Annotated in this window: 21 protein-coding genes and 1 tRNA gene; 16 read left to right on the forward strand and 6 right to left on the reverse strand. The window is 72.3% G+C overall.

The features are described 5' to 3' along the window. Positions 1 to 274: 274 nt before the first annotated feature. Genes I847_RS21155 through I847_RS0100315 form a run of 3 tightly spaced genes read left to right on the forward strand, consistent with a single transcriptional unit; the run spans position 275 to position 6,640 of the window. Positions 275 to 1,075 carry a hypothetical protein gene (locus I847_RS21155; RefSeq protein WP_051274332.1) on the forward strand — a complete coding sequence of 267 codons (801 nt, stop codon included), beginning with the start codon at positions 275 to 277 and terminating at the stop codon, positions 1,073 to 1,075. Then, positions 1,072 to 2,871, forward strand: coding sequence for a DNA polymerase Y family protein (locus I847_RS0100310; RefSeq protein WP_028048087.1), 1,800 nt, complete (start codon positions 1,072 to 1,074; stop codon positions 2,869 to 2,871). The genes I847_RS21155 and I847_RS0100310 overlap by 4 nt, the downstream gene beginning before the upstream one ends. Next, positions 2,864 to 6,640: a PHP domain-containing protein gene (locus tag I847_RS0100315; RefSeq protein ID WP_051274333.1), complete on the forward strand. Its 3,777-nt coding sequence runs from the start codon at positions 2,864 to 2,866 to the stop codon at positions 6,638 to 6,640. The genes I847_RS0100310 and I847_RS0100315 overlap by 8 nt, the downstream gene beginning before the upstream one ends. A gap of 5 nt (positions 6,641 to 6,645) precedes the next feature. On the opposite strand, the gene I847_RS0100320 is transcribed toward I847_RS0100315, so the two are convergent. Beyond that, entirely contained in the window at positions 6,646 to 7,869 is a 1,224-nt protein-coding gene (locus tag I847_RS0100320; protein WP_028048089.1) for an AI-2E family transporter, read from the reverse strand. 141 nt (positions 7,870 to 8,010) lie between these two features. On the opposite strand from I847_RS0100320, the gene I847_RS0100325 reads away from it, so the two are divergent. The 6 genes from I847_RS0100325 to I847_RS0100355 all read left to right on the forward strand — a co-directional run bounded on the left by I847_RS0100325 (position 8,011) and on the right by I847_RS0100355 (position 11,386). Then, a tRNA-Leu gene (locus I847_RS0100325) sits at positions 8,011 to 8,093 on the forward strand. A 353-nt stretch (positions 8,094 to 8,446) separates the two neighbouring features. Next, positions 8,447 to 8,584, forward strand: coding sequence for a hypothetical protein (locus I847_RS26420; protein ID WP_155855925.1), 138 nt, complete (start codon positions 8,447 to 8,449; stop codon positions 8,582 to 8,584). A 388-nt stretch (positions 8,585 to 8,972) separates the two neighbouring features. Continuing rightward, positions 8,973 to 9,179, forward strand: a complete 207-nt coding sequence (locus tag I847_RS26425; RefSeq protein ID WP_155855926.1) for a hypothetical protein — start codon at positions 8,973 to 8,975, stop codon at positions 9,177 to 9,179. Between the two features lie 97 nt (positions 9,180 to 9,276). After that, complete coding sequence (locus tag I847_RS0100345) at positions 9,277 to 9,915, forward strand: RNA polymerase sigma factor (RefSeq protein WP_028048090.1); 639 nt, start codon at positions 9,277 to 9,279, stop codon at positions 9,913 to 9,915. Next, complete coding sequence (locus tag I847_RS0100350) at positions 9,912 to 10,142, forward strand: hypothetical protein (RefSeq protein ID WP_028048091.1); 231 nt, start codon at positions 9,912 to 9,914, stop codon at positions 10,140 to 10,142. The genes I847_RS0100345 and I847_RS0100350 overlap by 4 nt, the downstream gene beginning before the upstream one ends. A 110-nt stretch (positions 10,143 to 10,252) precedes the next feature. Beyond that, on the forward strand, positions 10,253 to 11,386 hold the full coding sequence (locus I847_RS0100355; RefSeq protein WP_028048092.1) for a hypothetical protein: 1,134 nt from the start codon (positions 10,253 to 10,255) through the stop codon (positions 11,384 to 11,386). Positions 11,387 to 11,482: 96 nt separating this feature from the next. On the opposite strand, the gene I847_RS0100360 is transcribed toward I847_RS0100355, so the two are convergent. Next, positions 11,483 to 12,103, reverse strand: coding sequence for a dihydrofolate reductase family protein (locus I847_RS0100360; protein ID WP_028048093.1), 621 nt, complete (start codon positions 12,101 to 12,103; stop codon positions 11,483 to 11,485). A gap of 117 nt (positions 12,104 to 12,220) precedes the next feature. Between I847_RS0100360 and I847_RS0100365 the strand changes: the two genes are divergently transcribed. Both I847_RS0100365 and I847_RS0100370 read left to right on the forward strand, forming a co-directional pair. Beyond that, positions 12,221 to 12,640, forward strand: a complete 420-nt coding sequence (locus tag I847_RS0100365) for a ChaB family protein (protein ID WP_028048094.1) — start codon at positions 12,221 to 12,223, stop codon at positions 12,638 to 12,640. A 374-nt stretch (positions 12,641 to 13,014) separates the two neighbouring features. Beyond that, complete coding sequence (locus tag I847_RS0100370) at positions 13,015 to 14,454, forward strand: LamG-like jellyroll fold domain-containing protein (RefSeq protein WP_028048095.1); 1,440 nt, start codon at positions 13,015 to 13,017, stop codon at positions 14,452 to 14,454. Positions 14,455 to 14,482: 28 nt separating this feature from the next. Here the strand turns inward: I847_RS0100370 and I847_RS0100375 are convergent, their stop codons facing one another. The 3 genes from I847_RS0100375 to I847_RS21160 all read right to left on the reverse strand — a co-directional run bounded on the left by I847_RS0100375 (position 14,483) and on the right by I847_RS21160 (position 17,550). Next, complete coding sequence (locus I847_RS0100375) at positions 14,483 to 15,814, reverse strand: DNA polymerase IV (RefSeq protein WP_028048096.1); 1,332 nt, start codon at positions 15,812 to 15,814, stop codon at positions 14,483 to 14,485. Between the two features lie 75 nt (positions 15,815 to 15,889). Then, the gene (locus I847_RS0100380; protein WP_231384020.1) at positions 15,890 to 16,591 is read right to left on the reverse strand and encodes an alpha/beta fold hydrolase; all 702 of its coding nucleotides are present in this window, start codon (positions 16,589 to 16,591) and stop codon (positions 15,890 to 15,892) included. Positions 16,592 to 16,638: 47 nt separating this feature from the next. Beyond that, a complete protein-coding gene (locus I847_RS21160) occupies positions 16,639 to 17,550 on the reverse strand; it encodes a matrixin family metalloprotease (RefSeq protein ID WP_196804442.1) in 912 nt (303 codons plus the stop codon). A 129-nt stretch (positions 17,551 to 17,679) separates the two neighbouring features. On the opposite strand from I847_RS21160, the gene I847_RS21165 reads away from it, so the two are divergent. Then, on the forward strand, positions 17,680 to 18,579 hold the full coding sequence (locus tag I847_RS21165; protein ID WP_051274335.1) for an aminoglycoside phosphotransferase family protein: 900 nt from the start codon (positions 17,680 to 17,682) through the stop codon (positions 18,577 to 18,579). A gap of 1 nt (position 18,580) precedes the next feature. Here the strand turns inward: I847_RS21165 and I847_RS0100395 are convergent, their stop codons facing one another. Beyond that, complete coding sequence (locus tag I847_RS0100395; RefSeq protein ID WP_028048098.1) at positions 18,581 to 19,105, reverse strand: Lrp/AsnC family transcriptional regulator; 525 nt, start codon at positions 19,103 to 19,105, stop codon at positions 18,581 to 18,583. Positions 19,106 to 19,206: 101 nt separating this feature from the next. Between I847_RS0100395 and ald the strand changes: the two genes are divergently transcribed. Genes ald through I847_RS0100415 form a run of 4 tightly spaced genes read left to right on the forward strand, consistent with a single transcriptional unit; the run spans position 19,207 to position 24,771 of the window. Then, entirely contained in the window at positions 19,207 to 20,313 is a 1,107-nt protein-coding gene (gene ald / locus I847_RS0100400) for an alanine dehydrogenase (RefSeq protein WP_028048099.1), read from the forward strand. Positions 20,314 to 20,329: 16 nt separating this feature from the next. Beyond that, entirely contained in the window at positions 20,330 to 21,367 is a 1,038-nt protein-coding gene (locus I847_RS21170) for an NAD(P)-dependent oxidoreductase (protein ID WP_155855927.1), read from the forward strand. Further along, complete coding sequence (locus I847_RS0100410) at positions 21,345 to 23,411, forward strand: M3 family metallopeptidase (protein WP_028048100.1); 2,067 nt, start codon at positions 21,345 to 21,347, stop codon at positions 23,409 to 23,411. The genes I847_RS21170 and I847_RS0100410 overlap by 23 nt, the downstream gene beginning before the upstream one ends. Positions 23,412 to 23,439: 28 nt before the next feature. Continuing rightward, positions 23,440 to 24,771, forward strand: a complete 1,332-nt coding sequence (locus tag I847_RS0100415) for a M20/M25/M40 family metallo-hydrolase (protein ID WP_028048101.1) — start codon at positions 23,440 to 23,442, stop codon at positions 24,769 to 24,771. Positions 24,772 to 24,807: the final 36 nt, after the last annotated feature.

A 24,807-nucleotide genomic window follows, 5' to 3' on the forward strand; every position in this document is an offset into this window, starting at 1 on the left:
TCTCCGCCCGACCGGCGACGCTGCCGGTCCGCGAAACGTACATCGTCCCGGGTACGCCGTCAGCGGATTGACACTGCCGTCGATGTCAGCGTCTACTGAGATACTTCGAACAGTTGTTCGACGACGGCCGGTTCGATGACGGGTTCGATGACCGGGGTTCGATGGCCGGTTCGATGACCGTTGTTCGATGACTGGTTCGAAGGACGACTGGTGCCAGATGCTCCAGCTCAACCGCATCGCGACTGCGGCAACGTGACGAGGGAGGTGCGCACACATGACCACCGGAACCTTGCCCGTCCCTGTGAGTCAGCAGGACCGGGTCCGGCTCGCTCGCGCGACCCTTGCGCGCGCCGAGGAACGGACCGGTGCGCGCAGCGTTCTCCCGATCGGTGGCAGACCCGATGCGCCAGTCGCGTTGGCGCTGGTGCCCGCCGAGCCGGAGCCTGTGGTCCCCGCCGGGATCCTCACCACCGAGCGTCCGCCCATGGCTGTGCCACCGGCGCTCGTCCCGCTCCTGCCCGAGGGGCTGCGCCGTGGTGCGACGACCGTGGTGAACGGGTCCACCTCGCTCGTGCTCGCCGTGCTCGCGCACGCGTGTGCCGGTGGTGCGTGGGCCGCCGTCGTCGGGCAGCCGACCGTCGGGCTGCTCGCCGCCGCGCAGGCGGGTGTGTCGCTCGAGCGGTTGGCTGTGGTGCCTCGGCCTGGGCTCGAGTCGCCCACCGTCCTGGCGGCGCTGCTCGACGGGGTGGACGTGGTGGTCGTCGGGCCGCAGGTCGTGCTCACCGACACGGACCGCAGACGGCTGTCCGCCCGCGCGCGTGACCGGGGATCCGTGCTGCTGTCGACCACCGACTGGCCCGGCGCGAGCGTGGTGCTCACCGTTCAGCAGGGGCGGTGGACCGGTGTGGACGCGGGCGAGGGACGGCTGCGGACCCATGAGATCCGGGTCGCGCGTACCGGGCGGGGCGGCGCGGCCGTGCCGCAGTCGCTCGACCTGACGTTGCCGCTCGGGGTGGATGCGCCGGTCGTCGTGCCGGCTGGGGAGCCCACGGTCGGCCTGAGGCTCGTCGGATGAGCACGCGGACCACGGTGCTGTGGGTGCCCGACTGGCCGGTGGTGGCCGCAGCGGCCACCGAGGAGGTGCCCGCCCACCTGCCCATGGCGGTGCACGACGGGCAACGGCTCACCGCGGTGTCGGCGCTCGCGCGCGCCGAAGGGGTCCGGCGCGGGATGCGGCGCAGACAGGCGCAAGGGGTCTGCCCCGAGCTGGTCCTGCTGCCCGCCGACGACACCCGCGACGTGCGGATGTTCGAACCCGTCGCGTCGGCGGCGGAGACCGTCGTGGCGGGCATCGAGGTGGTGCGCGCGGGGATGCTCCTGCTGCCTGCGGGCGGCGCGAGCCGGTATCACGGGTCCGAGGAGGCGCTCGCGGAGCTGCTGGTCGATGCGGTGGCCGACCGGTCGGGGCACGAGTGCGCGGTCGGCACCGCGGACGGGTTGCTGGCCGCGGTCCTTGCCACCCGGTCAGGGACCGTCGTGCCTCCCGGGCAGTCACCGACCTACCTGGCCCGGCACGGGGTGACTGAGCTGGTGCACGCCGCGGTCACCGACGAGGCAGCGTCCGCGGTGGCGGACCTGGTGGACCTGCTGCACCGGCTCGGGCTGCGCACGCTCGGCCAGCTCGCCGCACTGCCGCCCACCGACGTGCACGCCCGGTTCGGGCGCCTGGGCGCCTGGGCGCAGCTGCTCGCACGGGGGGACGACGAGCGCCCTCCGGCCCGCCGGCGCCCGGAGGCGGACCTCGAGGTGTCCACCGAGCTGGACCCACCCCTCGACCGGGTCGACTCGGCCACCTTCGCCGGTCGACGGTTGGCTGAAGAGCTGCACGAGCTCCTGGTGCAGCACTCCGTGACCTGCGGACGACTGCAGATCGCCGCGCGCACCGACGAGGGTGAGGACCTGGTGCGGACCTGGCGTACCGACCTCGGCGGCTGGGGAGGCCTGACACCGGCGCGCATCACCGACCGGATCCGTTGGCAGCTGGAGGGCTGGCTGGCCACGACCGCGGTGGAGACCGCACGGGGCCGTGCCATCGACGACCCGGCGGCACGCGCGCGTTCGGCGGGCGCGCGAGCGGCCGTCGCGTCCGGGAAGGACCCGTGGGCACATGACGACCTGCCCGTGGACCCGTGGCCCGAGGACTCCCGTCCCGTCGCGCTCGTGCACCTCGCGGTCACCGCACTGGACGTCGCACCGGCTGGCGCCGAGCAGGGGCGGCTCTGGGGTGGACCGTCGGGTGGTGATCTGCGTGCACACCGCGCGCTGGACCGTGTGCAGGGGATCGTCGGCGGTTCGGGGATCCTCGTCGCGACGCTGCAGGGCGGTCGTGACGTCCGCGACCAGGTGCACCTGCGCCCGTGGGGGGAGCAGACCGAACCGGCACGTCCGGTGGACCGGCCCTGGCCGGGTCGGCTGCCCGATCCCGCGCCGGCGACAGTCCTCGACCCACCCGAGCGCATCGAGGTGCGTGATGCCGCGGGAGCGCCGGTGGTGCTCGACGTGCGCGCAGGGATGACGGGGGAACCCGCCTCGGTCCGGTGGCTCCCCCGGGAGGAGGATGTCCTGGACGGTGCTGCTGCTCGGAGGTCGCGCGAGGTCCGTGGCACAGGTGGTCGCCCCTCCGTGCGGTCCGCCGATGCCGAGGTGCGGTCCGTCGTCGGCTGGGCAGGGCCGTGGCTGCTGAGCGAGCGCTGGTGGACCGACGACCGCCCGGGGTTGCGTGCACACCTGCAGGTGACGTTCGACGACGGCCGCGCGGTGCTCCTCGCCTGCACGGCGGCGGGTTGGACGTGCGAGGCGACGTATGACTGACACACCGTTCGGCACCGTGCAGGACACCGCGGTGCAGCCCGGCGGCACCCCGCTGCGCTACGCCGAGCTGCACGCGCACTCGGCGTTCAGCTTCCTGGACGGTGCCAGCCAGCCCGAGGAGCTGGCCGCGGAGGCATCCCGGCTCGGCCTGCGGGCGCTGGCGGTCACCGACCACGACGGGCTGTACGGCGTGGTCCGGTTCGCGCAGGCGGCCAAGGCGGTCGGGCTGCCGACCGTGTTCGGGGCCGAGCTGCACCTGCCGGCACCCGACGGTCGTCGACACCACCGGGAGACACGGGTGAGCCCGGGGCCGCCGGTGCTGGACCTGCCGACGGGTGTCCCGGACCCGCGGGCGTCGCACCTGCTGGTGCTCGCCCGAGGTGCTGACGGGTACCGCGCGCTGTCACGCGCGATCGCGGAGGCTCACCTGCGGACGGGCAAGAAGGGTGCGGCCGACTACCGGCTCGAGGAGCTCGCCGCGACGGCAGCCGGCCAGTGGCTCGTGCTCACCGGCTGCCGCAAGGGGGCGGTCCGACGGGCTCTCGCGGGCGGTGACCCGTCGGGGGTCGTGGGCGTCAGCGCGTCGGGTGTCGACGCAGCGCGCAAGGAGCTGGACCGGCTCGTCGTCCTGTTCGGACGGGACAACGTGGCGGTCGAGACGACGACGGTGGGGGACCCGTACGACGCCGAGCGTGCCGACGCCCTGGCCTACCTCGCAGCCGAGGCCGGCCTCCCGCTCGTGGCCACCGGCAACGTCCACTACGCCACGCCACGCGACGCGGATCTCGCGGCTGCGCTCGCCGCCGTTCGCGCCAGGTCCTCCCTGGAGGACCTCGACGGCTGGCTGCCCGGGGGACCAGCTGCGCACCTGCGGTCGGCGGCGGAGATGCTCGCGCTGCACCGCCGGCACCCGTCGGCCGTCGGCACCGCGGCGGACCTGGCCGACGAGTGTGCGTTCGACCTGTCCCTCGTCGCGCCGAACCTGCCGCCCTACCCGGTACCGCCCGGCCACACCGAGGCCACCTGGCTGCGAGAACTTGTACGACAAGGCGCCATGGAGCTGTACGGACCGCCCGAGAAGGAGCGTGTGCCCGGTGCGTACGCACAGCTGGCGCACGAGCTACGGGTGATCGAGGACCTGGGTTTTCCCGGCTACTTCCTGGTGGTCTACGACCTCGTCGACTTCTGCCGACGGAACGGGATCATGGCGCAGGGGCGTGGGTCGGCGGCCAACTCGGCGGTCTGCTACGCGCTGCGGGTCACCGCCGTCGACGCGGTCCGGCACGGGCTGCTGTTCGAGCGCTTCCTCGCCCCGGAGCGCGACGGTCCGCCGGACATCGACGTCGACATCGAGTCGGCGCGGCGAGAGGAGGTCATCCAGTACGTCTACGAGAAGCACGGTCGGTCGCACGCGGCGCAGGTGGCCAACGTCATCTCCTACCGGCCACGGTCGGCGGTTCGTGACGCGGCCCGGGCGCTCGGGTACGACGCCGGGCAGCAGGACGCGTGGGCGTCCTCGATCGAGCGCTGGGGGAGTCTGCGGCCACCCGCCGAGCCGGCGCCGGTCCCCGCGGAGCGCCCGCACACGAGCGGTCGTCTGCCGACGTCGGTGCAGCAGTCGCCGTCCGTGCCCGCATCGGGGCGGCAGGTCGACCCGTCCTGGTCCGTGCCGGGGTCGGGCCGCCCGGTCGCCCCCTCTCCGGCCGCGCGCCCCGTGCGGCCGCACGTCGGTCACGCCGGTCCGGTCCCGGAGCAGCCGACCACGGTCGTCACCCCCCGTGAGGAGCGCTGGCGAACCCGCGCCTCGATGTGGGGCAACACGTGGGAGCCCCCTTCGGTGCTCCACGCGACCGGACCGGTCACCCAGGTCCTGCGCGCCGCGAGAGGACATGACACACCCGGGCTGGCCACCGCGGACGGGCACGACGTCGTCCCGGCGGTCCTGCCGCCGTCGGCGAGCGACCTGGACGAGATCCCCGAGCAGGTCATCGACCTGGCGGACCGGTTCCTGCGCCTGCCACGGCACCTGGGCATCCACTCCGGCGGCATGGTCATGTGCGACCGCCCGGTGATCGAGGTGTGCCCGGTGGAGTGGGCGCGGATGCCGGGCCGCACGGTGCTGCAGTGGGACAAGGAGGACTGTGCCGACGCCGGGCTGGTGAAGTTCGACCTGCTCGGGCTGGGCATGCTCACCGCGCTGCGCATCGGGTTCACGTCGGTCAAGGAGCACGAGGGGAAGGTGCTCGACCTGCACGGGCTGCCCGCGGAGGACTCACGGGTGTACGACCTGCTCAGCGCGGCGGACACGGTCGGGGTGTTCCAGGTGGAGTCGCGGGCGCAGATGGGCACGCTGCCGCGGCTGCAGCCGCGCACGTTCTACGACATCGTCATCGAGGTCGCCCTCATCCGCCCCGGTCCCATCCAGGGCGGCTCGGTGCACCCGTACATCGAGCGTGCGCACGGGCGGCAACCGGTCACCTACCTGCACCCGCTGCTGGAGAAGTCGCTGGCCAAGACCAAGGGCGTCCCGCTGTTCCAGGAGCAGCTCATGCAGATGGCCATCGACGTCGCCGACTTCACACCGGCCGAGGCGGACCAGCTGCGGCGCGCGATGGGGTCCAAGCGGTCGACCGAGCGGATGGAGGCGCTCAAAGGGCGGCTGCTCGACGGGATGGCCGGGCACGGGATCGACGCGGAGACCGGCGAGCAGATCTTCGACAAGCTCAAGGCGTTCGCGGACTTCGGGTTCCCGGAGTCGCACGCGTACTCGTTCGCGTTCCTCGTCTACGCCAGCGCGTGGCTGAAGGTGTACCACCCGGCAGCGTTCTACGCAGGGCTGCTCGCGGCGCAACCGATGGGGTTCTACTCACCGCAGTCGCTCGCCGCCGATGCTCGTCGGCACGGTCTGGAGGTGCTGCGACCGGACATCCAGTCGTCCGACGTGCAGGCGTGCGTCGAGCGTCTGGCGCCGACGCCGGACGGAGGCGAGCCACTGCTCGTGCCGACGCCGAGCGGGACCGGTCCCGTGACGGCGCCCGGCGTGCGGACAGGGGACGGCCGGCGTTCGCTCGCGGTCCGGCTCGGGCTCTCGTCGGTGCGGTCGGTGGGGGAGGACGTCGCCCAGCGGGTGGTCGACGAACGCCGGGCGCACGGCCCGTTCGCCGACCTGCGCCAGCTGGTCAGGCGCGTCCAGCTCTCCACCGCGCAGCTCGAGGCGCTGTCCACGGCGGGGGCGCTCGACAGCCTGGGGGTCACGCGCAGGGAGGCGCTGTGGGCGGCGGGCGCGCTCGCGCAGGAGGGGCCGGACACGCTGCCGGGAGTCTCGGTCGGGGTGAGCGCACCGACGTTGCCGGGACTGAGCGAGGTCGAGGTCGCGACCGCCGACGTCTGGGCGACGGGCGTGTCCGTCGACTCCTACCCCACGCAGTTCGTCCGCGACGGGCTGGACGCTGCCGGGGTGCTTCGGGTCGAGCAGGCGTACACGTACGAGCTCGGCCGGCGGGTGGCCGTGGCGGGTGTCGTCACGCACCGGCAGCGTCCGGGCACGGCCGGCGGGATCACGTTCCTGTCGTTGGAGGACGAGACCGGGCTGCTCAACATCATCTGCTCGGCGGGTTTGTGGCAACGGTTCCGCAAGGTGGCGCGCACGTCCCGTGCGCTGGTGGTCCGGGGACGGCTGGAACGTTCCGACGGCGCGACCAACCTGGTCGCCGAGCACCTGGCACCCATGTCGCTCCGGGTCAGGACGAGCTCTCGCGACTTCCGCTGAGCCCCTCAGCCTTCGTGCACCGGCTCGTCGTCCTCGATCTGCTCCACCTCGTCGACGGGCTGGACATCGGCCGAGGCGTCCTCCTCGTCCATCGGGGGATCGAGGGTCCGCAACCGCGAGAAGATCGCCCAGCAGACCGCCACCAGCGGCACGGCGATCACTGCCCCCAGGAGCCCGGCGATCAGCGTCCCGGAGGTCACCGACAACGCGATGACCACGGGATGCAGTCGGACCTGCCGGCCCATGATGAACGGCTGGAAGACGTGCCCCTCCAGCTGTCCGATCAGGGCGATGCAGGCGCCCACGAGCGCCGCGTTCAGGACCCCGTTGGCGGCCAGGGCGACCACCATCGCGATGACCATCGCCAGGGGCGCTCCGATCAGCGGGATGAACGCGCCGATGATGACGAGCACCGCCAGGGGCGCGGCGAGCGGCACGCCCAGGATCAGCAGGGCGATGAACGCGAGCACGCCGTCGGTCAGGGCGACGAGGACCGTGCCACGCGTGTAGCCGGAGAAGGTGTACCAGCCGGCCCCGGCGGCCTCCTTCCAGGTCGGGCGGACACGAGCGGGCAGCTGGTTCAGGAACCACGTCCACATGTCGCGGCCCCGCGAGAGGAAGAACGCCGTGCAGAAGATCGCCAGTGCGAGAGCCCCGAAGACCTCCACGACGGACCCGGCACCCGCGGCCGCCTGACCTGCGAGGTCGCCCGCGTGGTCCTGCACCCACTTCTGCCCGTTGCTGATCCAGGTGGCGATCTGGTCGTTGGTGATCCTGAACGGCAGCTTGCCGCTCTCCAGGTATTCGGTGATCTGGTTGAGGCCGTCACCGAACTGCTTGGTCAGGTCCGTCCACTTGTTGGCGATGGAGTACGCCACGTACGCGATCAGGCCGATGAACACGACGAACCCGCCGATGATCGACAGCGCCGTGGCCAGCCCTCGTGGCAGGAAGCGCGAGAGGACGTCGACGATCGGCCGCAGGACGGCGGTGAAGACGAGTGCGATGAACAGAGCGATGAAGACCAGCTGGACCTGCGACGTGGCGTAGAAGATCAGGCCCACCATGAAGATGACGACGAGGAGCCGCCAGGAGACGCCTGCCGAGTTCCGCAGCCAGCGCGGTGCGGTGTGCTCGACGCCGTACACGCTCGGGTTGCGTCGGGCACCCGCGACCTTGCGCGCAGCCGGTCCAGGTATGCGGCCCGGCGTCTGGTTCCCGTCCGTCATCAGGCTCCTATGCGTCGTCGAGACCCGTGGCCTGGCCTCGCGCACAGTCTGCACCGGCCGCCCGATGCATGCCTGCCAGCCGCGCCGTGCTATCTTTTCTGCCGCACCTGTGGGCGCCTCCGGGTGTCTCACGGTCCACCTGTCCGGGTGGCGGAATGGCAGACGCGCTAGCTTGAGGTGCTAGTGCCCTAACGGGCGTGGGGGTTCAAGTCCCCCTCCGGACACTCGTTGAGACAGCGACGGATGAGCCCCTGACCAGCAGCAATGCGGTCGGGGGCTTCTTCGTTGCAGTCGAGGACCCGAGGACCGTACGGACACGGGAATTCGCCTGCAGCCGGGCGGCGGCGACGCCCGCTGCGCGCGAGCGCTCAGCTGGGGGTACCCCCGCGACCGTCACTGTGCCCGCTGCGTCGATGCTGCTGGCGACGAGCGGGACGCCGGTCGTCGCGGCGCATGGCGCGGTCGTCTGGTCCACAAGGACCTGCTCCCGACCGCTGGGCCCCGCGCGGGTCCGCCTTCCCTGGTTCGTGCGGTGTTGGCCGACTATGCGCCCTTGATGGGGCCGACCTTGTTCGACGTGGAACTGGTCGTGGTGTACCCGGTCTTCCTGATCGTGACCTCGACGCTGACCGTCGTGCCCTTGTCCGCGGACCTGAGCGTGCAGGTCGACTTCGTGGCAGCTGAGATCGTCCTGCCGTTGCGCAGCCACTGGTAGGAATAGCTCGCGCCGGTGACGGAGACCTCGGGTTTGACGGCAGTGAGCGTCCTGCCGACCGTCGCAGTGCCGGTGATCTTCGACGCCACGGAGACTGTGATCGTGCCGGCTCTGACCGCCGCGGTCGCGTGTGACGTGGCTGATGCGGTGGAGTAGCCGGCCTTGCTCGCCGTGACCTTGGTGCGGGCTCGGGAGCGGTCGTCGAGACCGCGACGACGCGCCCCTGACCAGCAGAGATGCGGGTCACGGCTCCGTGGATCCGTCAGGACCCGAGCCGAGGGGAGTTCCGGTGGCTTCTGCGCGGCCGGACGGCTGTGTGGGTGACAGCCCGGGGTGAATCTCGGGAGCAACGGGTGTTCTGACGGCTCGCACGATCCAGGATGACCAGGTGGATGACGAAGAGCCGGGCGACCCGTGGCGAGTCGAAGTGACCGACACGGACATCCGGTCTGCCCGGCGTGCCTGGTTGGCGGCACGCGACGCGCCCTTGCCCGACGAGATCCGCATCGCGCGCCTCTACGAAGGTCTGCGGCAGCTCATGCGGGCTCAGGCGCAGCAGATCGCCGACGCGTTCCGCGCCGAGCGAGACGGCTGACTCGCCCGTCGCACGGCGCTCGCCGAGGTCGGGCCGAGACGACGCACGGCAACGAGTCTCGGAGGTTCCGGCGGTCGACCCGACGTACGATCCGACCGTGACCTCGGCCGACCGCGCCACTCTCGACTCCGCCTCGGCGGGGTGGCTCGGCTGCCTGGAGGCGGCGGCGCCGGACCGTGACGGCTGCCTCGCGCGCCTGCACGAGCTGATGACGCGCGTCGCCCGGCGGGAGCTGGCTCGGCGCTCCGGGCAGCTGGCTGTCGCCGGACCCGAGCTCGACGACCTGGCCGTCCAGGCCTCGGGCGACGCGATGCTCGCAGTGCTGGCCAAGCTCGAGGAGTTCCGCGGCGAGAGCCGGTTCACCACGTGGGTCTACAAGTTCGTGATGTTCGAGGTGTCGGCCAAGGTGGGGCGCCATCAGTGGCAGCGGGTCGCGCCGACGTCGTCGGACGTGGACTGGGACCGGCTGCCCGACCGCATGGGCCTGGGTCCCGAGGAGCACGCGGTGCAGCGGGACCTGGTGCGGGCGGTCTCCCGAGCCGTCGAGGAGGACCTCACCGAGCACCAGCGACGCGTGTTCGTCTCCGTGCTCGTGGACGGGGTGCCGCTCGAAGCCGTCGCGCAGGGCTTGGGTGTCAGCCGCAACACCGTCTACAAGGCCCTGTTCGACGCGCGCCGCAAGGTGCGGGCAGCGCTGGTGGAGCACGGGATGCTCGCCGGGGGAGGTGCGGCATGACGGACTGGTCGCGGGTAGAGCACTTCCTGCACACCGACCCTGCCGACGTCGGGTGCGACGAGGCCATGGCCGTGCTCGAGATCTACGCCGAGCTCACGCACGCCGACCCTGCCTCGGCGCGGGTGCGGTACCCCGGTGTCGCGGTGCACCTGTCGCAGTGCGGCCCCTGCGCGGAGGACCTCGCGGGGCTGCTGAGGGCCCTGGTGGCGGACGTGGCGGACGCCTGAGGCGCACCGCCCGGGGGCGCGCGCGAAACTCGTGAGGGTCGCGAGGTAAGAACCGCGTTCGGCCCGACGCGAATGGAAGGTCCAGCTCTCCACGAGTGAAAGGCCTTCTCATGCACCGCCTCACCCGTCTTGGCGCGGTCGTCGCCGTCGCCGCCGCCTCGGTCCTCGCCGCCGCACCGGCATTCGCCTCGACGCCTTCGGGCGCCGCGCACCGCCCGTCGTCCGTCGTGTACGTCCCGACCAACGACGCCACCGGCAACCAGGTCCGCGTGCTGACCCGCGCTGCCGACGGCACCCTGAACGCCGCCGGCTCGTATGCGACGGGCGGCACGGGCGGTGCCCTGACCGGCGCTGTCGTCGACCGCCTCGCCTCGCAGGGCTCCGTCGTCCTCGACCGCCCGGCCGGCCTCCTCTACGTCGTCAACGCCGGCTCCGACACCCTGAGCGTGTTCCGCGTCGTCGGCGCGCAGCTGCAGCTGCGCGACGTCGTGCCGAGCCGCGGCGACTTCCCGGTGAGCGTCGCCGTCCACGACGGCCGGGTGTACGTGCTGAACGCCCGCGGTGGCGGCTCGGTGCAGGGCTACGTCCGCCTCGGCGACCACCTGGTCCCGGTCCGCTCGTGGCACCGGGATCTGGGCCTCGACCCGACGGCGACCCCCGAGTTCACGCACACGCCTGGCCAGGTCGCGTTCGGTCCCGGCGGCCGCAGCCTGCTCGTCACCACCAAGGCGGGGAGCAACGCGATCGACGTCTTCACCTTCGGCCGGTTCGGCCGCCCGTCTGCCACCCCGACCGTGACCACGCTGCCTGGCCGCGTCCCGTTCGGCCTGGTGCTCGACCCGAGCGGCCACGTCGTGGTCGCCGAGGCGGCCAACGTGGTCGCCACGTTCGCCCTCGGGGCCGGCGGGACGCTGACCCAGCTCTCCGAGCAGGCGACGGGCCAGGCCGCGACGTGCTGGATCGCCTCCCGCGGGTCGGACGTCTGGGTCTCGAACGCGGGCAGCGCGACCGTCTCAGGCTTCCGCACCGACGACGCGGGCGCCCTGACGGCCACCGGCGTCACCTCGACCCACCCCGGCACGGTCGACGCGACCGTCAGCTCCGACGGCCGGTTCCTCGACGTGCAGACCGGCGCCCAGGGGACCGTGGACACCTACGCCATCGGCGCCGGCGGCACGCTGACCAGCGTGGGCTCGGTAGTGGTCCCCGGGACGATCGGCGGGGAGGGCATCGCGTCGTCGTGACGCTCGGTGCGGCGCGGCCGGCCCTGCGGGGTCGGCCGCGCCGGCGCGTCCGTCCCGCGCCCGGTCGGTCGGTCGGGCAGCGCTCCAGCCGACTCCCTAGTCGGCGTCGGCTCCGGGCAGCTTGTCGGTCACGTCCTGGTACCCGGCGGCGGTCGGCAGCTCGCTCTGCGCATAGATCAGGCGGACGACGCCGGTCGGGAAGACCTCGGACCGCAGCAGCGTGAGCGGGTAGATCGGCTCGCCCTCGTCGAAGAGCCGCTCGCCGTGGCGGGCGGCGACCGGGTGGACCAGCAGGCGCAGCTCGTCGACAAGCCCTGCGGCGAGCAGCTGACGGACGACGGAGATGGATCCAGCGACGAGGACCTTGCCGACGCCCGGGTCGGCGCGCAGCGCGGCGACGGTCGCGACGAGCTCCCCCTCCAACCGCTCGGCGTTCCGCCAGCCGAGGTCCGCAGAGCCACTCGTCGCGACGAGCTTGCGCAGGTCGCCGATCTGAGCCGCGAAGGTCGCGTCGACGTCGCCGGCGCTCTCCCGCTCCGGCCAGGCGCCGGCGAAGCTCTCGTAGGTCACGCGGCCGAACAGCAGGATGTCGACGTCGGCGTAGTCGTCGCCCACAGCCGCGCCCATGGCCGCGTCGTAGTAAGGGAAGTGCCACGTCGGGTCGATCTCGACCACGCCGTCGAGCGAGCTGAACAAGGTGGAGACGATCGTGGCCATGGGTGTCCTCCGAGGTGCGCCGGATGCTCGGAGCCACGCTACCGAGGTGCCCGCTGGTTCACCGTTCGCGGTGCGTGGACACCGCTGTGACCATCGGAGGTGACCCGAGGAGGCGACATGCCCAAGACCACGCGATCTGGATCGGCCAAGCAGAGCGAGCTGCCGGGGACGCTGCAGCGATCCGACGAGAAGGCCCAGCGCACCTACGCCCACGCCTACGACGCCGCCATCGAGCAGTACGACGGCGACGAGGAGGCCGCGCACCGGGTGGCGTTCGCGGCGCTCAAGCACACGCACGAGAAGGTCGGTGACAGCTGGCGCCCGAAGGAGCGCAACGGCCCGAGCGACCAGCGGTCCCAGGAGGGCTACGGCTCGACGGCCCCGACCGCCGGCGGTGTCGACGCGAACGCGTCCAAGGCGCACCTGTACGACGTCGCCAAGGAGCTGGACATCGCGGGGCGCTCGACGATGAGCAAGTCCGAGCTCGTCGACGCCATCGAGAAGGAGAACGACCGACGGAGCCGACGCGCTCCGTGACTGTCGCTGCGGCGCTTCGGGGCGATCTGGGCGGCGTGTCTGTCGCTGGGTGAGCCGATGGCTGGGTCGAGCACCGTGGTCATGGACCAGCTCGTGGGGCCGGACACGTCGTGCGCGACGGATCAGGCGCTCGACCACCGTGACGTCATCGTCCGTCGCGAACCGGTGGCGCTGCCAGGGCCGCCCCATCGTGTCGGCGGCGGTCCGGATGTCGCGCACGGTAGGCCTCCGTCGATGAGGCGGTGAATTGCCCGAATGTCCGACCACGAATCCTGCCCGAAGTGTCGGACCTGACCGATAGGTTCCTGCTGCACGCCGGGGCACGGGTCGTCGGCGCAGACACAGGGGGCCGTACACACATGCGTCTTGTCAGAATGCGATCTGCTGCGGTCGCGATCGTCGCCGCAGCCGCCGTGGTGATCCCGGCGGTCTCCGCGTCGGCGGCGGGGCGGTTGCCCAACCGACCGCCCGTGGTGTCCGAGGCCGGCACGCTGGACCCGACCTCGTCGTGCGCCGTGGGCACCCGCCCCGCCATCCGCTCGACGACTCCGACCCTGCGTGCGGTGCTGACAGATCCCGAGAACCAGAGCGTCTCGGCGGCGTTCGCGGTGCTCGACTCTCGCGGGCGTGTCCTGTGGGGCCCGGCCCGTACGACCGCGCAGGGCTCCGGCACCGCCCACTCGGTCAAGGTGCCTGCGGGCAAGCTCGTCGACGGTGGCACCTACACGTGGGTCGTGAGCGGTCGTGACGCGTCGCATCGCTGGGCTTCGCCCACGTTCTGCCAGTTCACCGTCGACAGCGCCGCGCCCGCGGTTCCGGGCGTCTCGCCGGTCGCGGCTGAGCCGGCCGTCTATGTGGAGGACGCCACCTCGGGCGGCACGGGCCTGCGCGGCTCGTTCACGCTGAGCGACACCTCGACGGACGTCGCCTCCTACGCCTACGCGTTCGACGCCGGACCCGCGGGTTCGGTCCCGGCAGCCGCGCCGACGATCGCCTACACGCCGACCGCGCCCGGACCGCACACCCTGAGCGTGCAGGCTGTCGACGCGGCGGGGAACGTCAGCCCGACGCGCCTCTACAGGTTCAGCGTCGCGTTTCCGGTCGCTACCGGCGGCGGTCGCTGGCTCCTCGACGAGGGCTCCGGAGCGGTCGGCGCCGAGGTCGCCGGTGGAGCTCCGCTGGCTCTGACGCCGAGCACCGGTTGGGCCGCAGGCCCGCTGGCCGAGGTCTCAGGTCGTCCCACCGACCGCGCGCTGCTCCTCGACTCGCCGGCCGACGGCGCACAGACGGCGGGTTCCGTCGTGAACACGGTCGGTTCGTTCACCGTGATCGCGTTCGCCCGGCTGGACGCGTCCGGCTCCGCCGGTACGGTCCTGAGCCAGGACGGCTCCAGCACGAGCGCGTTCACGCTCGGCTACACCGCACAGGGCTGCGCTGCAGGGATCACCGCCTGCTGGAGCTTCGCGCTGCCGACGGCCGACTCAGCGGCCGCTCCGCAGGCGGTCGTGCGCTCCGCCGGTGCCGTCGAGCCGGGCTCGTGGGTCCAGCTCACGGGCGTGCACGACGCCGCGACCGGTTCGGTGTCGCTGTTCGTGTGCCCGATCGGTTCTGCGACGAAGCCGGGCACCCTGCGGCCCGTCGCGAGCGGTCCCGTCGCATTCACGACGCCCTGGTCCGCGTCCGGCCCGTTCCGGGTCGGGCAGGCGTTCGGGGGAGCCGCGCCGTTCGTGGGAGCCGTCGGCTCGGTCCGGGTGATCGAGGGCGTCGCCCAGACGATCACGGACGCGCGCGTTTCCTGCAGCGCAGGGGCCTGACGGGTCGTCCCGCCGCCCGCCGCCGAGCCTAGGAGGGCTCCAGCGCGACGAGCGGCGGGACGAGCAGGAGCGGATCCACGTCGAGATCGAGCACCTGGGAGCGCGCAGGCGGGGTGTCGACGGACTCGAACCGGACCGTCGCCGCACGACCTCGCACGTGCACGACCCAACCCCGGCCGAGCGTCGCGTGCTCGATGTCGAGGCCCGGCCGCGCGTTCTCCTCGGTGAGCGGGCGGGCCTGGGTCGGGTCCTCGGGCGGCAGGACGAGCGGTTCGGCTTGGACCTCGTCGTCGTCCCAGGGGAGCGTCAGCTGGGCGTGCGCGGACAGGTTGTGGAACGAGACGCCCAGGAGACGCACCGAGTCAGTGAGACCGGCAGCGAGCGCGGCCTGGTGGGCTGCGGCGCGCAGCTCGGCAGGTTCGGCAGACGGCTGGGGAAGGGTGACCGAGCGCGTCAGCGTGGTGAAGTCCGCGAACCGCACCTTGGCGACGACGGTCCGCGCGCCGCCGCCGTGCGCGGTCAGCCGTCGCAGGGCCTCGTCCGTGACCGCGTCGATCGCGGTCGAGATCGCGTCACGGCCGAAGATGTCGGCAGCGAACGTCCGCTCGGCACCCACCGACTTGCGTTCGGCGCCCGGTGACACCGGCCGCGGGTCGATGCCGCGGGCCAGGCGGTAGAGGTTCGCGCCCGAGGACTCGCCGACGGTCATCGTCAGCACGTCGAGCGGCTGCCGTCGCAGGTCGGCGACCGTCCGGGCATCGAGCCGTTCGAGCGCCGCGGCCGTCGCGGGTCCGATGCCGGGGACGGCGCGCACCGGCAACGGCAGCAGGAACGCATCCTCGTCGGGCGGCTCGACCAGCAGCAGGCCGTCCGGCTTCGCTGCGTCCGAGGCGAGCTTCGCGACCAGCTTGGTCCTGCCGATGCCGACGGACACGGCGAGGCCGGTGAGAGAACGTATCCGCGCGCGGACGGCGGCCGCCGCGGCCGCCGGGTCGTCGGCGAACGGCCCCTCCTGGAGGTCGACGAACGCCTCGTCGATGCTCAGCTGCTCGACCAGGGGCGACAGGGTGCGGAGCTCGGCCATGATGGCCCGCGAGTATGCGCTGTAGGCCTCGAACCGGGGATACAGGACGGCCGCCGCAGGTGTGAGGCGCCTGGCGCGGCTCATCGGCATCGCCGACCGGGCGCCGGTCAGACGTGCCTCGTACGACGCCGTCGAGACGACGCCTCGCGGACCGGTGCCGCCGACGAGCACGGGCCTGCCACGCAGCGACGGCTTGTCCCGCTGCTCGACGGCGGCGAAGAACGAGTCCGCATCGGCGTGCAGCACCGTCGCGCGCGTGCGGGTGCGGTCGGCCACGCTCCTACTCTGCCTTGACGGGCCCACCGTCGAGGCCGCCCCGTCCTGCACCGACGTCGTGGACGGCGACGTGCGTCAGGCGACGACGAGCGAGTCGCGTGGTCGCAGGTCGTGCAGCGCGTTCAGGAGCACCCGGTTGAACGCGACGGGCGCGTGCGCGTTCACGTCGTGGCCGGCGCGAGGGACGACGGTCAGCCGAGCGCCGGGGCGCGCGACCAGGTAGCGACGCTCGTCGAGGCGCAGAGGGTCGCGGCTGCCGTTGACCAACCAGACGGGGACGTCCGTGCGGCGCAGGTCGTCGAGCGGGGAGTAGCCGTCCAGCGACTCCAGCATGTCCGTGACGACGTGCCAGGTGCCGCCGCCGGGTCGCAGGGTGCGGGCCACGAGGTCGGCAACCCGACGGTAGGCGCTGACCGGCTTGCCCTTGATCTCGGTGGAGCAGCCCGCGAGGACGACACCGGCGATCTTGGTCTCGTGCTCGCGGGTGTACGCCAGGCTCGCGTAGCCGCCCAACGACAGCCCGACCAGCAGCGGTGGCTCGGTACAGCTCTCGACCGCGCGGTCGATCGCCTCGATCGCCCCGGGGAGGCTGAACCGTTCGTGCGTGCGCGTGCCGTGCCCGGGGAGGTCGATGGCGATCGTCCGGTGCCCGGAGTGCTCCAGCGCGTCCACCTGTCGCCGCCAGATGGCCGACGACGTCCGCGTGCCGTGGACGAGGACGATCGGACGACGGTGGATGGCGTGCTCCTGAGCTCTGGGGGCCGACCGGACGGTCAAGGCTGTACCAGCGTAATCGGCGGCCCTGTGAGTTTCGTGAGAGAACGTCAGATGTGGGGCGCGCAGGAGCCGGTGCCGAGAACCGCGAGGCCGGCGAGATCGCCTTGCTGGAGGGTGTAGACCGAATCGCTCGCCTGCGGGTTCATCAGCTGCGAGGGGTCGTCGACATGGTCGAGGCCGACGACGTGACCGAGCTCGTGCGTGATGACGCCCAAGGCGTCGTTGATCCCGTTCGGCATGGTCACGAGATCCACCATGCCGGGTCCGTCGAGGGTCACCGAGCCGGTCACGTAGACGGACCGGCCCACCCGGGTGACGGGCGCTGAGCCGCCGATCCCGACGGTGTTGCCCTCGAGTGCCGGCGTCTCCTCGGGCGTCGACCACGAGACGAGGACAGGAGCCCAGCGCTTGCCGTACCGCTCCGGCTCGTAGGCGGGGCGATCCATGCTGGGTGCTTCGTCGGTGAGCCCGTCGTCGACGAACACCAGTCCGCTCGCAGCCGACATGCGTGCGACCGCCGTCGCGATCAGGTCGGCGCCGTTCGCCGGTCCCCCGTCGGGGCGGACGACGTAGTGGATCGGCCGGCACGGGCTCCACGCGACGGGACCGCTGCCGTCAGGCTGCATGGCCGCGAACGCGTGGTTTCCCGTCGCGGCGAGGGTCTCGGGCGGGGGAGTCCCGAGCGGCGTCGACGACTCCTCGAAGCCTGCCGGCGCCACGGAGCTCTGCTGGACCAGCCACCACTTTCCGCCCACGAGCGCGGAGGCGGCGACGAAGAGCGTCATGACGAGGACGAACCCCGGTCGCGGGCCGCGTCGAACCCGCACCGGTGGTCCGAGGAACCTGATGCCGTACTGGTCCTCGGGCGGGTACCGCGGGCTGGGGACGACGGACGTCTGCGGACCGGTCCCGCGCGCGTCGACCCACGGGTTCAACCCGTAGGGGTCTCCACCGCTCACCGTGTGCCTCCGGTCCATGGCCCCGGAGGCGTCTGCATCGAGCGCACCGGTCCCGCAGAGGATCGCACACGGGCGGAACCCACCGCGACTGCTCGGGACATGGCCGGTCGCCGTCGGTAGCCTCGCCTGGTGCCGTCGGTCGACATCCCCGCGAACGTGCGGAACGGCATCGGTCGCACCCCCGAGGGCTCGGCCTGGCTGGCCCGGCTGCCCGCCCTCATCACTCGTTCGGCGCAACGGTGGGGCCTGGTCCTGGGCCGGCCGTTCGAGGCCGGGGCCTCCGGTTGGACGGCGCCCGGTCGAGACGCGACCGGCCGCGACGTGGTCCTCAAGATCGTCTTCCCGCACGACGAGGCGCGTGACGAGGTCGCCGCCCTGCACGCCTGGCACGGCGTCGGTGCCCCGGCGCTGCTCGAGCACGACGCAGACGACTGGGCGCTGCTCCTCGAGCGGGTGCTCCCGGGGACCCCTCTGAGCGGGAGCCCGACCGAGCAGCTCGTGGCAGGGGCGCTCCTCGCTCGGACGTTGCACGAGGCCCCCGCGTCCGCGTCCCTGGCCGTGGCGTCGATGGCGGAGGTCTGTCGGGGATGGGCGGACGTCCTCGACCAGCGGGGAAAGCGGTATGGCGTCGACGTGCGCACCGCGGCACACCTGCTCCGGACGCTCCCGGGTGAGGTCCCGGGGGTCGTCGTGCACGGTGACCTCAACCCGGGGAACGTCCTGCGCGCCGGTGCTGGTCGGTGGGTCGCGATCGACCCCAAGCCGATGCGCGGTGACCCCGCGTACGATCCGTGGCCGCTCCTGGAGCAGGTGGACGACGGGTCCGGCCAGGACGACGGCGTGCTCGCGGAGCGGGTCGATCTCGTCGCCGAGACCCTGCGGGCCGATCCGTTGCGGATCGCGGCCTGGGGGACGGCGCGCGCCACCGAGGCTGCTCTGTGGACCTGGGACGTGCTGGGCGACGAGCCCGCTGCCCGTGCCGGGCTCGACCGGGCGCGGACGTGGGAGCGGATGGCCGGTCGGGGGTAGGTCAGAGCGCGGTGGTGCCCGGCGCGTGGACGTGCTCGAACACCAGGCTCGTCTGGGTGTGCGCGACCTCGGGGCGGGTGCTGAGGTGCTCCAGCACGAACCGGCGCAGCTCGGGGGAGTCGCGCACGGCGACGTGCACGAGCACGTCGTCGACGCCGGCGAGGACATACACGTCGCGCACCTCCGGGCGCTGAGCCAGCCGGTGCGCGACGTCCGACAGCCTCGCCCGTGCGGCGGCCTGCAGTCGGACCGCGATCATCGCCTGGAGGCCTCGTCCGACCGCCTCAGGGTTCACCTGGGCGTGGAAGCCGCGCAGCACGCCGGACTCACGCAGCGCCCGGACTCGTGCGTGGCAGGTGGAGGGTGCGACGCCCACGATCGCGGCGAGCGCCTTGTTGGAGATCCGCCCGTCCCGTTCGAGCTCACGCAGGATGTCCCGATCGATGTCGTCGAGAGCTGCGCCGGCGCCGAACGTCGTTCGGTCGGAATCGGCCACACGCCCCGAGGTGGAATCTGACGCGGACATGGATCGAATCTAGCGAATCATCTGCTGAAGTCATGCGTCTGGGACACAAGAAGTTCAGACTGTGAGCGTCAGCATCGACGCACCCGGACGGAGCTCCACCGATGAAGGTCGGAATCCCCAGCGAGGTCAAGAACCGCGAGTACCGGGTGGCCATCACGCCCGCCGGTGTGCACCACCTCGTCCTGTCTGGTCACGAGGTCGTCGTCCAGGCCGGAGCCGGGCTTGGTTCTGCGATCAGCGACGAGGACTACCTCTCGGCCGGTGCGGAGGTTGTCGGAGACGCCGCCGACGTCTGGGCCCGCGCGGACCTCGTCTGCAAGGTCAAGGAGCCGGTGCCCTCGGAGTACGGGTATCTGCGCGACGACCTCGTGCTGTTCACCTATCTGCACCTCGCGGCCGACCGCCCCGCGACGGACGCGTTGCTGGCCGCAGGGACCACGTCGATCGCCTACGAGACGGTCCAGCTCCCCGACGGGTCGCTGCCGTTGCTGGCGCCGATGAGCGAGGTCGCGGGCCGGCTGTCCACCCAGGTCGGCGCGTACCACCTCATGAAGAACGAGGGCGGCTCGGGCGTCCTGCTCGGCGGGGTGCCCGGTGTGGACGCGGCGAAGGTCGTGGTCCTGGGCGCGGGCGTGGTCGGGCGGCACGCCGCGGAGATCGCCGTCGGGATGCGCGCCGACGTCTCCGTCCTCGACCTGTCGCTGCCGCGCCTGCGGGAGATCGACACGGTGTTCGGCGGACGCGTGCGGACCGTGGCTTCCAGCGCGTACGCGGTCGAGCGCGAGGTGCTCGACGCGGACCTCGTGATCGGCGCCGTCCTGGTCACCGGTGCCCGGGCGCCGCGGCTGGTCACCAACGACCTGGTCTCGCGGATGAAGCCGGGATCCGTGCTCGTCGACGTCGCCGTGGACCAGGGCGGCTGCTTCGAGGACACCCGCGCAACGACCCACGACGACCCCACGTTCGCCGTGCACGGCTCGGTCTTCTACTGCGTCGCGAACATGCCCGGTGCGGTGCCCGTGACGTCCACACGGGCGCTGACCAACGCGACCTTGCCGTACCTCTCGGCGCTCGCGGACCTCGGCTGGGAGGGCGCCTCCGCTGCGCTGCCGTCGCTCGCGCGGGGTCTGACGACGCAGGCGGGCGTGCTCCGCAACAGCGCCGTCGCGGAGGCGCACGGCTACGAGGTGGCGCTGTCGGCGCGCTGACGTAGCGTCGGCGACCATGGCGACGGCTCTGGTGATCGGTGGTGGCGGTCAGATCGGCCGGGCCGTGATCCCCGTGCTGCTCGGGCACGGCTGGGACGTGCGGGTGCTCGCACGGCACGCGCCGGCTGTCGACGGGGTCGAGGCCGTGGTGGGGGATCGAGACGACGGCGGCGTCCTCGATCGTGCGCTCGGCACGGGTGTCGACGCGGTGATCGACGTCGTGGCCTACGACGACCGCCAGGCCGTGCCGCTCCTCGAACGGCGGGATCGCATCGGGTCCGCGGTCGTCGTCTCCAGCGCAGCCGTCTACGTCGACGAGCACGGGATGGGCTTCGAGACCGACGACTTCGGAGCCTTCCCCGTGCCGGTCGCCGAGGCGCAGCGCACGGTCGCACCGGGCCGGGAGTCGTACGCGACGGGCAAGGTCGCCCTCGAGAACGCCTGGCTCTCCTCGGAGGTCCCGACGACGATCCTGCGCCCCGGCGCGATCCACGGCCGCGGTTGCCGGCAGCCGCGGGAGTGGACCTTCGTGAAGAGGGTGCTCGACGGGCGCGACGTGCGTGTGCTCGCCTACGACGGCGAGAGCCGCTTCCACACGACGTCGACGGCCGTCATCGCCGAGCTGGCACGGCTCGCGGTGGCGCGACCGGGCGACCGTGTGCTCAACGCGGCCGACCCGGACGCCCTCACGGTCGCCGAGATCGCGCGGACCGTCGACTCTGTGATGGGCGTGACCTCGCGCGTCGTGCGCGTCGCGGGCGAACCGGTCGGGGGCGTCGGGCTCACGCCGTGGGCCGTGCCCCGTCCGCTTGTCCTGGACATGCGGTCGGCGGAGCGTGAGCTCGGCTACCAGGCGCCCGGGGGCTACGAGGACACCGTCGGGTCGTGCATCGAGTGGCTGGTCGAGCAGGCAGCGCGGGGGGACTGGCGCCAGGCGTTCCCGGGCTTCGGACGTATGGAGGCCATGGGGGACTTCTTCGCGTACGACGCCGAGGACGAATTCCTTTCGGGCGTCGGCCATGATGAACGTCATGACGACCGACCTCGCCGCTGACAACCCCTTCGCGACCCCGTCGACGCTGCCGTACGGTCTCCCGGACCACGCGCGCATCCGCGAGGAGCACTACCGTCCTGCGCTGCTGGCGGGGATGGCCGAGCAGCGCGCCGAGATCGAGGCGATCGCCACCGACCCCGCCGAGCCGACCGTCGAGAACACGCTCGAGGCCCTCGAGCGATCCGGTCGCCTGCTGCACCGCGCGGCCACGTCGTTCTTCAACCAGTCCAGCTCGGACTCCTCGGCCGGCCTCGACGCGATCGAGGAGGAGATCTCCCCGTTGCTGGCGGCGCACCACGACGCGATCTACCTGGATCCGCGCCTGTTCGCCCGCGTCGAGGCCCTCAGGGCATCCGCGGAGGACCTGGAACCTGACACCGCGTGGCTGCTCGAGCGCACCCACACCCAGTTCGTCCGCTCGGGCGTCGGTCTCGAGCCGGCGTCGCAGGACCGCCTCCGCGTCCTGAACGCGGAGATCAACTCTCTCGAGACCGCGTTCGGCCGAGACCTGCTCGCCGCCACGAACGCCGCAGCGGTCCTGCTGACGCACGAGCGTGAGCTCGACGGGCTGCCCGAGGACGCCCGGGTAGCGGCCGCGAAGGCCGCCAGGGACCGGGGCCACACGAACGGCTGGCTGATCGAGCTCGAGCTGCCGACGCAGCAGGCACCGCTGACGTCCCTGACCGATCGAGAGGTCCGCGAGCGGGTGTTCCGCGCCTCGATGGGCCGCGGCGCGGCGGGCGACGAGCACGACACGCGGGCGACGCTGCTCGGGCTCGCGCGCAAGCGCGCCGAACGCGCCCAGCTGCTCGGCTACGCGCACCACGCGGAGTACGTCGCTGCCGATGCGACGGCGAAGACCGCCGAGGCCGTCGCGGCCATCCTCGAGCAGCTGGCGCCGGCGGCGGTCGCGAACGCGCACGCCGAGGCCGCGGAGCTCGCCGAGGCGCTCGCGCACGACCACCCCGACGCGAACCTCGAGCCGTGGGACTGGGCGTTCTACGCCGAGCAGGTCAAGAAGGCGAAGCGCTCGCTCAGCGAGGACCAGGTCCGTCCCTATCTCGAGCTCGAGCGGGTGCTGGCCGACGGCGTCTTCCGGGCGGCGAACGAGCTGTACGGCCTGACGTTCGCGGAGCGGCACGATCTGGTGGGGTACCACCCGGACGTGCGTGTCTTCGAGGTGTTCGACGACGACGGCACGGGGATCGGGCTGTTCCTGGGCGACTTCTGGACGCGGGAGTCGAAGCGCGGAGGTGCCTGGATGAACAACCTGGTCGACCAGTCGACGCTCCTGGACGAACGGGTGGTCGTCGTGAACAACCTCAACATCCCGAAGCCGCCGCCGGGGGAGCCCACGCTTCTGACCTGGGACAACGTCATCACGCTCTTCCACGAGTTCGGGCACGCGCTGCACGCACTGTTCTCCGCCGTGCGGTGGCCCTCGCAGTCGGGCACCGAGGTGCCGCGTGACTTCGTCGAGTACCCGTCGCAGGTCAACGAGATCTGGGCCTGGGAGCCGTCCATCCTGCGAGCCTTCGCGCTGCACCACGAGACCGGCGAACCCATGCCGAGCGGCTGGGTGGACACGCTCCTCGCGGCCCGGCAGGACGGGGAGGGATTCGCGACGACCGAGTACCTGGCCGCTGCCCTGCTCGACCAGGCCTGGTACCGGCTGTCGCCCGACGAGGTCCCGACGGACGTCGAGGACGTCGAGGCCTTCGAGGCGGCTGCGCTGGAGAAGGCCGGTGTCGCGTTCGCGCCGGTGCCACCGCGCTACCGGACGACCTACTTCAACCACATCTTCGGCGGTGGTTACTCGGCGGGCTACTACTCGTACATCTGGTCCGAGGTGCTCGACGCGGACACCGTCGAGTGGTTCCGCGAGAACGGCGGCCTGCGACGCGAGAACGGCGACGCGTTCCGGACGAAGCTGCTGTCCCGGGGTGGTTCCCTCGACGCGATGGCGCTGTTCCGTGACCTTCGGGGACGCGACCCGGAGATCGGACCGCTCCTCGTGCGTCGCGGTCTGGTACCGGCCTCGTAATCCCGACCGTCCCGGTAGGTTGGTCGCCATGCCCGTCACCTCACCGTCCTCGTCCGTGACCGCGCAGGACGAGGTCGTGGCGATCTGCCGTGACCTCATCCGGATCGACACCTCGAACTACGGCGACGACTCGGGTCCGGGCGAGCGGGTCGCGGCCGAGCACGTGATGGGGCTGCTGACGGAGGTCGGGCTCGACCCGGAGCTGTTCGAGAGCGAGCCGGGCCGGTCGAGCGTCGTCGTGCGCCTCGAAGGTTCGGACCGGTCGCGGCCGGCGCTGGTCCTGCACGGGCACCTCGACGTCGTGCCGGCGCGCGCCGAGGACTGGTCGGTCGACCCCTTCGGCGCCGAGGAGGTCGACGGCCTGGTCTGGGGTCGCGGCGCCGTGGACATGAAGGACATGGACGCCATGATCCTGGCGGTGGTGCGGCAGATGGCCCGCGAGGGACGACGGCCCGCCCGGGACGTCGTCGTCGCCATGTTCGCCGACGAGGAGGCCGGCGGCGCCAAGGGTGCGCGGTGGGCGGTCGACCACCGCCCGGAGCTGTTCGAGGGCGCGACCGAGGCGATCAGCGAGGTCGGCGGCTTCTCGGTGGACGTGGACGGTCGCCGTGCCTACCTGCTGCAGACCGCCGAGAAGGGTTTGTCGTGGCTGCGGCTGGTCGCCGACGGGCGCGCCGGTCACGGCAGCCAGGTCAACTCCGACAACGCGGTCACGCACCTGGCCGAGGCCGTTGCGCGCCTCGGCCGGCACCCGTGGCCGCTCCAGCTCACCCCGACCGTGCGCGCCCTGCTGGACGGTGTCGCCGAGCTGACCGGGCTGACCTACGACGCGGAGGACCCCGCGGCGGTCGAGGCCCTCGTCGCCGCGCTGGGGCCGGCGTCCAAGTTCGTCGGCGCGACCCTGCGCAACACCACCAACCCGACGCAGCTGACCGCCGGCTACAAGGCCAACGTCATCCCCGGGTCTGCCGAGGCGACCGTCGACGGGCGCTTCCTGCCGGGCCACGAGGACGAGTTCCTGTCGAAGGTCCGCGAGCTGGCGGGGGAGCACGTCACCGTCACGCCGCTGCACCACGACCAGGCGCTCGAGGTGCCGTTCTCCGGCGCTCTGGTGGACCGCATGGTCGACGCCCTGGTCGCCGAGGACCCGGACGCCGTGGTGCTGCCGTACACGCTCTCGGGCGGCACCGACAACAAGTCGCTCGCGCGCCTCGGGATCCGTGGCTACGGCTTCGCGCCGCTGCGGCTGTCGCCGGAGCTCGACTTCGCCGGCATGTTCCACGGCGTCGACGAGCGCGTGCCCAGCGACGCCCTGCGGTTCGGCACGCGCGTCCTCGACCGGTTGCTGCGCGACTGCTGACGCCGTTTTGCTTCTCAACCGCGGTTCGCCTGTCGA

Origin of the sequence: Cellulomonas sp. URHD0024 (assembly GCF_000426185.1) — a bacterium.
Classification (GTDB): domain Bacteria; phylum Actinomycetota; class Actinomycetes; order Actinomycetales; family Cellulomonadaceae; genus Cellulomonas.